At 60.9% G+C, this 12,083-nt stretch carries 10 protein-coding genes; 5 read left to right on the forward strand and 5 right to left on the reverse strand.

Going from position 1 to position 12,083, the window contains the following annotated elements; genetic code table 11:
* The first annotated feature begins 511 nt into the window (after positions 1–511).
* The gene (locus tag V1479_RS25895) at positions 512–670 is read left to right on the forward strand and encodes a hypothetical protein (RefSeq protein WP_368805357.1); all 159 of its coding nucleotides are present in this window, start codon (positions 512–514) and stop codon (positions 668–670) included.
* A gap of 32 nt (positions 671–702) precedes the next feature.
* On the opposite strand, the gene V1479_RS25900 is transcribed toward V1479_RS25895, so the two are convergent.
* Complete coding sequence (locus V1479_RS25900) at positions 703–2,334, reverse strand: ABC transporter substrate-binding protein (protein WP_368805358.1); 1,632 nt, start codon at positions 2,332–2,334, stop codon at positions 703–705.
* An 89-nt stretch (positions 2,335–2,423) separates the two neighbouring features.
* Here V1479_RS25900 and V1479_RS25905 point away from each other — a divergent pair, with 89 nt between their 5' ends.
* Complete coding sequence (locus V1479_RS25905; protein WP_368805359.1) at positions 2,424–3,320, forward strand: LysR family transcriptional regulator; 897 nt, start codon at positions 2,424–2,426, stop codon at positions 3,318–3,320.
* Positions 3,321–3,383: 63 nt separating this feature from the next.
* Here the strand turns inward: V1479_RS25905 and V1479_RS25910 are convergent, their stop codons facing one another.
* The 3 genes from V1479_RS25910 to traA all read right to left on the reverse strand — a co-directional run bounded on the left by V1479_RS25910 (position 3,384) and on the right by traA (position 8,124).
* Complete coding sequence (locus V1479_RS25910) at positions 3,384–4,277, reverse strand: phytanoyl-CoA dioxygenase family protein (RefSeq protein WP_368805360.1); 894 nt, start codon at positions 4,275–4,277, stop codon at positions 3,384–3,386.
* A 375-nt stretch (positions 4,278–4,652) separates the two neighbouring features.
* Complete coding sequence (locus tag V1479_RS25915; protein ID WP_368805361.1) at positions 4,653–4,862, reverse strand: helix-turn-helix transcriptional regulator; 210 nt, start codon at positions 4,860–4,862, stop codon at positions 4,653–4,655.
* Positions 4,863–4,986: 124 nt separating this feature from the next.
* Positions 4,987–8,124, reverse strand: coding sequence for a Ti-type conjugative transfer relaxase TraA (gene traA / locus V1479_RS25920; RefSeq protein ID WP_368805362.1), 3,138 nt, complete (start codon positions 8,122–8,124; stop codon positions 4,987–4,989).
* Positions 8,125–8,305: 181 nt separating this feature from the next.
* Between traA and V1479_RS25925 the strand changes: the two genes are divergently transcribed.
* The 3 genes from V1479_RS25925 to V1479_RS25935 all read left to right on the forward strand — a co-directional run bounded on the left by V1479_RS25925 (position 8,306) and on the right by V1479_RS25935 (position 11,189).
* Positions 8,306–8,650 (forward strand): conjugal transfer protein TraD, encoded by a 345-nt coding sequence (locus tag V1479_RS25925; RefSeq protein WP_368805363.1) that lies wholly within the window; start codon positions 8,306–8,308, stop codon positions 8,648–8,650.
* 1 nt (position 8,651) lies between these two features.
* Positions 8,652–8,885: a conjugal transfer protein TraD gene (locus V1479_RS25930; protein ID WP_368805364.1), complete on the forward strand. Its 234-nt coding sequence runs from the start codon at positions 8,652–8,654 to the stop codon at positions 8,883–8,885.
* A gap of 1,509 nt (positions 8,886–10,394) precedes the next feature.
* Positions 10,395–11,189, forward strand: a complete 795-nt coding sequence (locus tag V1479_RS25935; protein ID WP_368805366.1) for a GGDEF domain-containing protein — start codon at positions 10,395–10,397, stop codon at positions 11,187–11,189.
* On the opposite strand, the gene V1479_RS25940 is transcribed toward V1479_RS25935, so the two are convergent.
* Positions 11,170–12,083: EAL domain-containing protein (locus V1479_RS25940; RefSeq protein ID WP_368805367.1), on the reverse strand; the 914-nt coding region annotated here is incomplete at its 5' end. The genes V1479_RS25935 and V1479_RS25940 overlap by 20 nt on opposite strands.

Raw genomic sequence — 12,083 nt, forward strand, 5'->3', positions numbered from 1 at the left:
GCTCATCAGCCTGCCCGCAGTGGCGCGCTGATCAGCCCGGCCAAGCCGGAGAGCGCGGCCACCAATGCCGCCAGCTACACCACGCGGTGGGACACCATCGTTCGTTTCGAGGTGACGTCCGAAGATGTGAGATGTTCACCACACAGGCTGGCGCCCGGTAAGTCTTGAACGTCCGCTTTTTAAGATCCGAGGCGCAGAGCTGGCAGTCCGTTCCACGGCCCCGACTGGGCCGAAGAGCATCGCTGTGGCGAATGGCAGATTCCAGGAGATCGCAATCCATGCCGTAGCGGCCGAGATGGGGTCGGAGGCAGAATGGCAGCTTACCGAGTGGCGATCCCCAAAACCGGACAGTCCGTTGTCGGCCCCAAAGCGGGCAGGCAAATTTGCCCGTCTCCACTCCCTAGCCCACAGAGATTGTCCCGAACTTCGCAACTATCATTCCCTGACTGGAAGGCTAGCGCATCTGAGGGTGCCAGTTACCTTAGCTCAGAATACGAAATGGGAGGGATCGATGTTCGAGTTTGATGTGCAGGGCAAGGGAGCAAAACAGTCACCCGCATCTAGCGTTTCGACCTCGCCGTGCGGGCGCAACTGCGCCACTTGCCCAGAGAAGGTCACCTGCCCGTTGTCACCTTATGCGATCAGCGAAGACGAGGGCGGCCGCGCGTGACGCGGCCGCCCGTGCTTAACGCAATACGTCAATCAGGCGGCGAGCCACGCGGTCGTGAAATCCTGCTCGTAGGCCTGGTGCATCTGATAGCCGTTCAGCTTGGGGCTCATGTGGCAGAAGAGCTTTCGCCAGTAAGGCTGGACGACGATGCCAGAATCCTGCAGGCGTTCCTGCAGCTGCTTCATCAGGGACCGGCGCTGGTCGGCGTCGGCAATGGAGTTGGCCTTCTCGATCAGGGCATCGAAGTCCGGATCGGAAAACCCCGTCTCGTTCCACGCCGTCCCTGTCTTATAGGCAAGTGCATAGGTCTGGATACCGAGCGGCCGGGCATTCCAGTTGGTTGTGGCGAGCGGATACTTTGTCCAGTCGTTCCAGAACGAGCTCTCCGGGATCACCGTGCGTTTCACCTTGAAGCCCGCTTCCCGCAATTGCTGCGCGAAGACGTCCGAACTCTGCTTGCGGTAGTCCGCCTCGACCGAGATGATGTCGAACTCGTAGTTGAGCTGGCCGGCCTCGGCGAGCATTGCCTTCGCCTTCTCGATGTCGCGCTTGATCGGCGGCAGCTCGGCATATTCCGGGTGCATCGGCCCGACATGATGGTTCTGGGCTACTTCGCCCTGGCCGTCGATGCCGAGCTTCAGCACCGCGTCGTTGTCGATGGCCATCTGGATGGCGTTGCGCACGCGCTTGTCGTCATAGGGCTTGGCATTCACGTTGGTGCGCAGCACGATAGTCGCCGCGGTTACGACCTCGGACTTCTTCATGCCTATCTCGTCAAGCGCGTCGACGTCGTAGGACTGGGTCTGCGCCGTCAGATCGATCTCGCCGGATTCCATGGCAGCGAGCGTCGGAGCCGTTTCGGTGCCGTAGTCAATCCAGTCGATTCCATCGAGATGCACCTCGCCGCCCCACCACGAGCCTTCTGGGCGCGTGCGCACAGAGGCCCGCACGCCGACCTCATGATTGGTCAGTTCGAACGGCCCGGTGCCGATTGGCGCCTGCGCCAACGTTGCCTTCGCGACGTCGAAGCCGCGGTGAACAATCAGCGCCGGGTAGTCGGTCATCGCAGGGATGATAGAGATGTCAGGACGCGACAGCTTGAGCACAACGGTGTGGGCATCGCGGCTCTCGATCGCGCCACCGCGTGCCTTTTTGGTGTCTGCATCGATCAGCGATCCCATGCGCCCGGCCATCGAATTGCCGGCGACCTCCGTCTCGCACCAGCGAGTGATGTTGAAGACGACGTCCTCAGCGGTGAAGTCGTCGCCATTCGACCATTTCACGCCTTTGCGTACGTGCAGAACGTACTCTGTCGCGTCGCCGTTGACGTCCCAACCTTCAAGCAGCATCGGCTTGAAGGTAAAGTCGGGCTTCCAGCGCACCAGCGGTTCGATGAACTGCATGGCGATATTGCCCATCTGAGAGGTCTTGAACAGGCGCGGATCCTCCAGTGCCATGACCTGCATCGACACGCGGACGATGCCGCCCTTGCGGGGCTCTTCGGCGGAGGCAGGCGACGGAGCAGCCAGGCCAAGAAGACCGTAGGCCGCGACAGTCGAGGCGCCCAATGCGCTCGCGGTCGCCAGGAATTCGCGGCGGCTCAAGCGCCCCTCGCGCGCTTCGCTCAAATACATGCCGATGGCAGGGTGAAGCTTGCGTGTCATTTTCTGTCTCCCTCTGTTGATTTTCCGTACATTCCGATCCGACAGTGGCGGTTGATGAGCCCGCGTCGGGGCATGCCGTGGAGGAGCCGGTGAACCTTTTGGTTGCGATGAAGGTCTACGACCGCGTCACGGCGCTCGGCAGCCTTTCGGCTGCGGCGCGCGATCTCACCATGTCGACGACGGCGGTGAGCAGGATGCTGAAGGAGCTCGAGGATGATCTGGGCCTCCGCCTGATCAACCGTACGACGCGGCGCATGAGCCTTACCGAGGCCGGTCGCGAATATGCCGAGCGCGTCAAGGTGCTGCTGGCGGAAGTCGAGGAGGTCCAGGATTCGACCCGCCGTCTCGACCGCGGAATACGTGGCGTGCTGCGCGTCTCCTGTTCCAACGTACTTGCGCACACGCGCATTACGCGGCTGATCCCGGCCTTCCTCGCCGAAAATCCGATGATCGCGATCGAGTTCAACCTGACATCGCGCTACGTGGTTGGTATCGTCGAGGAGGGCTACGACGTCGCGATCCGGTTCGAGGCGCAGACCGATTCCGAGATCGTCTCGCGGCAGCTCGGCACGGTGAGGAACCATGTCTGCGCGGCGCCGTCCTACATAGCCGCCCGGGGCCGGCCTCGATCTCCGCAGGACCTCGCAAGCCACAATTGCGTGCTGTCGAATTTCGCCAAGCGAATGGGCAGCTGGCCGTTCGGTTCGAAGGATGGACGCATCTCCGTCCCCATCAGGGGCCGCGTCTCGACGAACAGCATAGAGTCCGCCTACCAGATGACGGTGGCCGGCGCCGGCATCGGCTACCTGCCGAGCCTGCTGGTGCGCGACGCCATAGCGGACGGCCGTCTCGAGACCTTGCTCGAGGACCACGAGCCGGTCTCCAGCCCGATTTATGCGCTTTATCCGCACCGGACCTATGTGGCCATGAAGGTGCGGGCGTTCATCGACTTCCTCATGCGAGAACTCTCCCCCGATCTCGATTGATTCGCGCCGGACCGGGCGCCTATCCCGCAGTGGGCGCGCCCGGTCTCCTGCCATCGCTGGATTTCAGCTGGCCACTTGCTGACTGGCCTTGGCTTCGTCGGTCCACCTCTCCTCGACATAGAATGGGCCGGGATTCTCGCGCAGGGCCTCGTATTTGCAGATCTCCGGCTCGTCACCGAGAGGCACCGATCGGCCGTCGCGAAAGGCCCACTCACCACGCTCCGGCGAGTCCTCCGCCCGCACATAGTTGTCGATGAGAAGTATGCGTGGTTCGTTCGAGACGTTCGGACCTGAGCCGTGGATCGTATAGAGCGTCCAGATCGCCAGGTCCCCGGGCTCCATTTCGAGTTGCACGACCTCGGACGGATCGATGCCAGTGGCTTTCAGCTCCGCTCCCTGTTCGGTCGAACCGACCATGATTCCGTCGCCATCCTCGGCAAGGCCGAGATAGCCCCGCTTATGGTGGCCCGGTACCACTTTCAGCGCGCCGTTGGATGCGTCCTGCCGATTGAGAGCAAGGCCGAGATTTAACGAGTACCGGTCGAGGTTGGCGAAAAGTTCGGGACGGGTGCGGAAACGGACGTCCTGATGCATGCGGTAGTAGGTATACTTACCGCCCGACGCCTTCCAATGCAGCTGATTGGCGATCTGTTTGATGTCAGGTCCGAGCAAGGGCGCCAGCACCTCGAAGATCTTCTGGCTGCGGCGATACTGTTCGAAGGCCGGATTGATCCATGAGAACCAGTGTGCCTGCGGCACTGTGCGGGTGATGTTTCCCGGATCGTTGACCACCTCGAAATAGAGGTTCTTATTGCGATAGGTCGCGTGGTGTTTCAGGCCCTCAGCGTAGACCGCCTCGCTCTCTCGGCGCAGATCGGCGACTTCGTCCTTGTTGAGGAAGCCGCGGATGACGGCATATCCATTCTCGCGGACGTCGATGACATGCTGGGTGTTCATTTTCTCTCCCTCGCGATCGGCGACAGCGTCCGTTTCCACGACTGTCCATGATGTCGCCTTCGATGGGAAAGATTACCGGCGGGAACTTGTCAGGCTAGGCTTCAAATTCGGCAACGTCTTTCCCGGTGAGCGGGAGAATGCGGGCAGTGACCTATCTCTGCTATTGTTGCTGAAAGAGACGTCTTGCATAGGTCCCTCCGATGGAGATCGAACCGGCGGCTCTGTTCTTGCGCACTTTTTACAGCGTCGGCCAATGAAAGGGATTGGCTTAGGGGGAAGCCGCCCGTCGTGTTCGACCGCTGATGGCAGCTTTGCGAATTGTGCTTGCCAGAAGCGTATCCTCCGAATCCGGCCCCGCAACTGCCGTACACCATCCTAACTATCGCCGCGTCCCGCGCCCCGCCACCCCGCGGGTTCCCGGACCCAGCAATTAATGTCCGACTCTCGCCATCCAGCGCCATTGATGCTGATCCTGACCTGGGCCGGGAATGTGCCTTCGGCGATCTTGCGGTAGATGGTCGAGCGGGAGAGCCCGGTACGAGCCAGGACGGTCTTGAGACGAATAATGCGGTCCGGTTCCGGCATCGGGGCTTCCTTCGCTTTCCTGATCCTCGGTGAGACCAGCCAGGACCTTTGATGCGCTGCCGGCAACACTGAGCCGCCACGGATCGCACGCTCGCGTACTATCGGCGGCAGAACGGCGGGGGTGTCAGATGCCGAGCCCGAGTCCTCTGCCCAGATCAATGCCATGGGTAAAGGCAAGCTCGCCGCCAAGACTGCGCCCGGTCTCGAACTTGATGCCGAGCTCAAGCTTGCGACTGGCGAGGATCGATTCCAGCTGCGGATCGCGCTGAAGGCTTTTTGCCATGTCGCCCATGGCCTGGCGGGTTGCCTTGTAGCCGGTCATGTCACCAACCTGGTATTGGCGCTGGCTGGTCTGTTTCAGCTTTTGCCAGTCGTCGACAAAGCGGTCCGCACGATGCTGCGGACTGGTGCGTAGCTCCGTCTCGTGCTGGAGCGCCTGGATGGCGCGCTGAAGGCGGCCGGTGCTTGCTTCGCGAACGAGCTCGGGATGCTTGACGTAGGCTGCTTCAACGTCACGCCAGCCATGCGGGCGAACCGTCTCGAAGGATCTGCGTGCGTCGTTCAGCTCGCGCATCTGTTCTGCTGTACCGAGGCCGTCTGCATTGCCGTGGGTGAGGATCGCATCGACTGCACGGGCATGACGCACGAGCGCCTTGGTGCGCGCATGACGCACAGCCTCCTCGCGGTCTTCGATCGACAGCCCTGATTGTGGTTCGAGACGGCGCCCGTGTCCGGTTGCTCCTGAATCAGGTATTCCCACTTCTGGCGCCGGCCTTGCCGCATGCACCTCCCCTCCCCGTTCACGACCAGTGTTGCCGATGCCGTGTGCTCTGCCGGTCCGGCCAGGCTCTGCCTCTGCCGGCGAGCGCCAGCCATCGAGCAATCTGTCGACCGTATCGCGCAGCCGTTCGGGAATGCGGTTGCGGATGATCTGCATGATCCGGGTGCGGAAGGTGATGCCGCGCCGTTCGGCATAGGCCTGTTCCGGATCGGCCCTGTCATAGTCCGACGCCATGTCCTTGGCGCGATCCCGCGAGAGTGTGCCGGTGAGCCTGTCCTGCGTGGCAAAGTCATCCTGGCCATAATGCAGGTCGACGCCACTGCGATGGCGTGAGAGTGCGACATAGGTTGAGTGCGCATCCATGCCTGGTGTTGCCAGCACATGAGTGCGATCCACCGTCATGCCCTGCGCCTTGTGGACGGTGGCGGCATAGCCGTGATCGAAGCGGTTGTAGTCCTTGAGGTCGAAGTCGATGGAGCGGCCATCATCGGTGCGCACGGACAGCGATCGTGCATCGACGGTTGTGATTGTTGCGAGTGTTCCGTTCTTGACGCCAAGCCCACGCTCGTTCTGCAGGAACATGACGCGGTCGCCACTGGCAAAGTGGCGTTCGACGGCAGCGCTGTGCTCTGCGCGCTGGATGGTTATGGCGACGTCCTCTCCCAGATCACCGACATCGCGCATGCGTTTGCGTGCTGCATCATTGAGCGCCCGCACCTCGTCATTGGTGTGGGTGAGGATGATACGGCTGGCTTCTGGTGATGTCTGCCGATCACGATCCCAGCGATCAATCAGGTCGTGGCGTGCCTGCTGCCTGCCTTGCGCCGCATGCACCATGTCGTGGCGGTCATAGGCGCCGATCGCGTCCCGTATCCTGCCGGTTGCAAGATCGCGTGTAGCATCGCGCTGCCAGTGTTCGCGTTGACGCCGTACAGTCTCGATCTCCACGCCGCCATGGCGCTCATGGATGGAGCGGAAGGCAGCCCCTGCCTCGATCGATTGCAGCTGCTGGGGATCGCCGACCAGCACCACCTTGGCACCGACTTCGTGCGCATGGGCAAGCACCCGCTCCAACTGACGCGTGCCGACCATGCCGGCCTCATCGATGACGAGCACATCCTTGCGTGTGAGCAGCTCTCGCCCCTGGCTCCAGCCATGTTCAAGACTGGCAATCGTCCGTGAGGCAATACCCGATCCGCTCTCAAGGTTCTCGGCGGCAATGCCGGAGAGTGCTGCGCCACGCACGTCAAAGCCTTCTCTGCCCCAGGCGTCGCGCGCCACACCCAGCATGGCGCTTTTGCCGGTGCCGGCATAACCGACGACGACACCAAGGTCGCGTCCGTCGGTGATGTGGGCAAGTGCGTCGGCCTGTTCTTCGGACAAGAACAGACCGCGCCGTTCGGCATCGGCCAATGCAGCCAGCCTGTGCGCTTCGCCAACGCTTTTGCCCTCCCGCTCTCTCATCACATCAGCAGCATGATGCAGCCGCTGTTCGGTCTCGATCATCTGCCGTGTGGTGAAGCGCTGCTGATCGCGTTCGTCCCTGCCCAGTTCAATGAGATCCGGTGCGGTCTCGATTGCGGCAACCACCGCATTGAACTGTTCGATGCCGTCGCTGTGGCGATGCGCGAACTTCGCCAGGTCGCGACGGGTGAACGTCGACTGCTGCTGTGTGATGGCATCCAGTGCAAGTGATGGATCGGCGATGATGCGTGCGCCATTGTTGCGCGCGATCTCGCGATGGAGCTCGGCGCGATCGGCAATAGAAGCAACATCGGCAGCGTCTCGGATGCCAACCTCAACACCGGCATCCAGACCGCCGATCTCGATGCGCTTTGCCGGCGCCCCGATCTGGCTCTGCGGTTCCAGCTTTATGCCCTGGGCTTCAAGGCTGCGATGGTCGATACGGGCATCAATGTCGAGTTCGGCCAACCGCTCATTGGCAAGCTCCGCCCAGCGTTGTCGCCAGCGTTCGATCAGCTCGGTGCGGTTCCAGTCACGGACCTTTGCACCAAACCCGATCTCGTCCCCATCAACGATGACCTCGCGCATGGTGAGCATGACATGGGCGTGCGGTTTGGGGCTTCCATCCTCTGCCCTGTCCCAATGCACATTGAGGTCGGCGACCATGCCGCGATCGACGAATTCCGCCTGTACGAAGTCCCTGGCAAGCGCAATGCCTTGCGCTTCGCTCAGCTCGCGCGGCAGTGCGAACTCGACCTCGCGGGCAAGCTGCGCATCCTTCCTCACCTCGAAGGCTTCGACATCGTTCCACAACCGCTCGCGGTCGCACCAGACCTGCGGCGCACCATCCGGCAGCAGCACCTCGGAATGAACGACGCCGCGCTTGGCGGTAAAGTCGTGGCTGCGTTCGATCCGGTGATCGCGCAGCCGTGAGCCGGAACGATAAGCAGCAGAGGCCACCGCGCTGCTTCCAGCCTTCCTTCCAATGACCTTGACGTGAAGATGATAGATCGCCATCGCGATCCGACCATCTACACAGCAAAGCCCACGTCGGCACGACGTATAAGCGCGCCCTCGACCATAAAAGTCTCGGGATGGACCGCGCCGTGCCACACCGTCCCGGCAACACTGGAGCCTTCCGCGACGCGCTCGATTACCATTCTCCCATCGACCAGAACGCAAGCGTTGGGAGAACCGAATGCGCAAGCCACGGGATTTTGATGCCGAGCTGAAGGCGCTCGACGACAAGGCAAAAGAGCTCAAGGCACGCAAGGTGCTTGGGCTCGGCGAACTGGTGATCGCGACAGGAGCAGACTGTCTCAGCCCGGAGGAACTGGCCGGTGCGCTGACCGTGGCGGCAGAAACAAAAGACCCTGCCAAACGCGAGGTGTGGGCGAAGCGTGGAGCCATGTTTTACGAAGGCAAGTCACGGCGAACAAGGCAGCCACAGCGGCCTGCTCAAGCAGCTGGCGGCGACATTGGCGGCACTCAAGCGCAACAAGGCAGCGCGAAACCGCCGTCAGGCCGCATGGGCGCGGCATGACATGCGCTCCTGGCAGGTCGAACGCCGCAAGCGCACAAGGCATCTGATCGAGCTCGGCGGTCTCGTCGTCAAGGCGGGTATCGTCGAACTCACCAGCGACGATCGCGTCATGATTTATGGGGCGCTGCTCTGGATGGCCGAGATGCTTCAAGGTGAGGACTCCGAGCAGGCGCGCGACGTCTGGACAAAGTTGGGAAAGATGGGATTCGAGCGGAACGCCCGCCAGAGTGCATGACGGAGCACAACCGCCGCAGGATCGGGCGTGACCATTGCCCCACAACAGCATAGATTATCGTGCGCGCAACACATGAGATTTTACGATCTCTGTCAATCTGGACAGGCGAAAACGCAGATTGTGTGACTGCGGTATGCAAAGACGCCGTTTGGCTGGATGGTGATTTCCATCCGTAATGCCAATCTCTCAGCTGGTGCGATCTCCGAAGACCGGCTTGTGAGGGCTCGGCTCCCCGCTGATCGTGAACGGCAGACATTTTTCGACCCAGACGTCCTAAATTCCTCACGGGGGTACGAAATTGGCGAATTGTGGCAACGCCGGCGACAAACAAAGAGCGGCGCCCGCCGAAGTCGCGCCGCCTCCATTTCTCGCAGGGTGGCGCCGGATCGCAGCGTGGAACCTCTCGGCTGTAGGGAAGTTACTCTACTGCGGCTTGCCCTCTTGCCCCCCTCGAGCGTAGCCGCCGACGATGGCGTCTCCCCGACGCCGCGTCCAAGAAAGCCCCGCTGCTGGGAAGACGGCGGGGCTTTTCTGTCTTGTATATATATATATATATCCGGCCGGCTAGTTGGAACAAATCGATCGCTGGAGGTGCGGGAGGTCGTCAGGATTGCAGCCCTGCCGTTTCTCACCATTGAGTTGGCCGGCCTCGGGCCGGCCTCTCTTTTGCGAGGCAGCTAGCATTTCGCTTCTGCAGTAGTTGTCTGGTTGCCGGGTGCAGTCGATGGAAAGACCCGATGATCCGGGCACGCTCTATGCGCCGCGCATGCGCGGTCGATACTGGGCGCCCCCAGTCTCTGCTGCCGCTTGTCGATCCAGAGGAGCGCCCCCGTCAGGCCGAAGAGCGGAAAGGACGTTCGCCAGGCGGTGTGCCTTCGGCGTCGTCGAAGGCGAAATCGATCCGCCGCCCGAAGGCGCCGGTTCAGCGCCGCTTGGGCAGCCTCACCAAGGCGCTGTGGCCGAGCTCCAGCCCAGGCGCGACGACGAGGTAATCGGAGCCGATGTTCTGTACGCCTTCTGCCTAAACGGCCTTACTGACCGGATTAACCGCCGTCACCGCTTCAGGGATCAGCGCGGCTTCTCGGGATAGCCAGTCCGTCGTGTGGGAGACGACATTGCGGGGAAAGGCCGCTACTGTAATCTCGAAGCGGATACGCAGCGGCACGCCACGACGCTGATCATGTCGCAAAAGCGATTGGCATGGAGATGCTGCTGGCGCCTCAGACGATGGTTCCGACTATCGAGGCGCTCCGCCTGCAGGGAGCAGAGAACCATCCGGGCCTTAGCTCGCAAGCGGAGGATGATGAATCAGACCCGCTCAGCAGAAGAAGCCATTCGGTCTCTTCTCGGTGCCCCCTCAATGACGTGAAGGTCCGCATGATCTTCAGGACGCCTGGGGACGTGATGGGTGCCGTTCTGTTCAATGTGTCGCGCCAAACCAAATGGAACGTTAATTCTATCTATCATATGTAATGACTCACCGAAGCGGCTGCTCACGAGGTTCGCGCGATGGATATGTCTAGACAAGGCTGGGGCCGTGTCGTGGTCCTCACAGTTGCAGGCACTGCTGTGTGCATCATTCTTGCCATCATCATCGACAGCTTCTCGTTCCGAACGATGTCCTGGGAATGGGGCTCTCGATTCTCGAACAACATCCTCATCCCGCTGATCATTGCGCCACCCTTTTTCTTCTTCCTTCTGAGCAAGCTAAGAGAGCTGGCGATCGCGCATCATAATCTGACCGTGGTCGCATCAACCGACGGACTGACTTCTTGCTTGAACCGGGTTGCTTTCACGACCCTGGTAGAAGCTTATCTCGAACGGACTCAAGAGCAGCCGAGTGACGGCGCTCTCCTGGTGATCGATGTTGATCACTTCAAGAAGGTGAACGACGAGTTCGGGCACGCGAGCGGGGACGACGCGCTTAAATTGATCGCCAGCGCAATTAAGGAACGCGTTCGCAACAACGATCTGTTAGGCCGCATCGGCGGTGAAGAGTTTGCCGTATTCCTGCCTGATGTAGAACTGCCCAAAACAGTCGCTATCGCTGAGCGCATAAGAAAGGGCGTAGATGGCCTCACTCTGGTGGTCGAGGGCACCCGACTGCCACTATCTGTCAGCATTGGCGGCGCGGCATATCGGCGTACCAGCACGTTCGAGCAGTTGTTCAAAATCGCGGATCGCTGGCTTTATGTGGCCAAGCGGAGTGGACGCAACCGAGTTGAGGTCCATGCAACGTCTGAAGCCGCGGATGTCGCATCTTACCCCACAGCCTTTTACCAGCCTACCGTTCATCGAGGGTGAAAGCCTGTAAAGCCTCGGCCCCGAGCTGCCCGCTTGCCATGGACACAGGTCGATCCAACGCAAACCCTTGCCCGTAATCCGCCCCCATTTGGCGCAACTTGCCTGCGAGTTCCTCGCTCTCGATGTGTTCTGCGATCGAAAGCACGTTCATGCTGCGTGCAACCTGAATGACAGATGCTACAATGATGGCATTGATTTCATCTTCGAGTATGGTCCGCACGAACTCCCCATCAATCTTCACGAATTGAACGGGAAGTTGTTTCAGGTAAGAAAACGAAGCCATCCCGCTTCCGAAGTCGTCTAGCGCGAAGCGGAACCCCTTTTCGACAAGGAGCCGCATCGATGCAGCCGTACGTCGGACATTGGGGACGGCCGCAGTTTCTGTCACCTCGAAACATATCTGGCTCGCGTCGACCTCTGGGTAGCTTGCTAGGAGCTTTGCAATGAAATCCGGGAAGCTATCTGTCCCGAGTGTCGTACCGGACAAATTGATGAAGTAGGTGGCCTTGCGCCCTGGCCCCTCCATTGCTTGAAGACCCGAAAATGCCTTCTGGAGAACGTGGCGATCTAGGTCGTCAATGAGGCCGAAGCGTTCAGCTGCAGGAATAAACGATCCAGGTGGAACGAGGCGGCCGTCAATATCGCGGAGCCGGGCAAGGACCTCGAACATCCAATTTCCGTGTGAGTCAGACCCCAGGGGCACGATCCTCTGGACGTGGAGTTCCAATCGGTCATCCGCCAGGGCCAGCTTTAAACGTGTGGCGTTGTCCATATCTCGCTGCTGAAGGAGCACCTTGAACCGCTCCGGGTTTGCCGGAGGCTCCAACTCCTGAGAAGGTGGAGCCATCATGAGCAAGACGACGAACAAGTTTTCCCCGGAAGTGCGCCAGCGAG

Origin of the sequence: Neoaquamicrobium sediminum, assembly GCF_040970315.1 — a bacterium.
Taxonomy (GTDB): Bacteria; Pseudomonadota; Alphaproteobacteria; order Rhizobiales; family Rhizobiaceae; genus Aerobium; species Aerobium sediminum.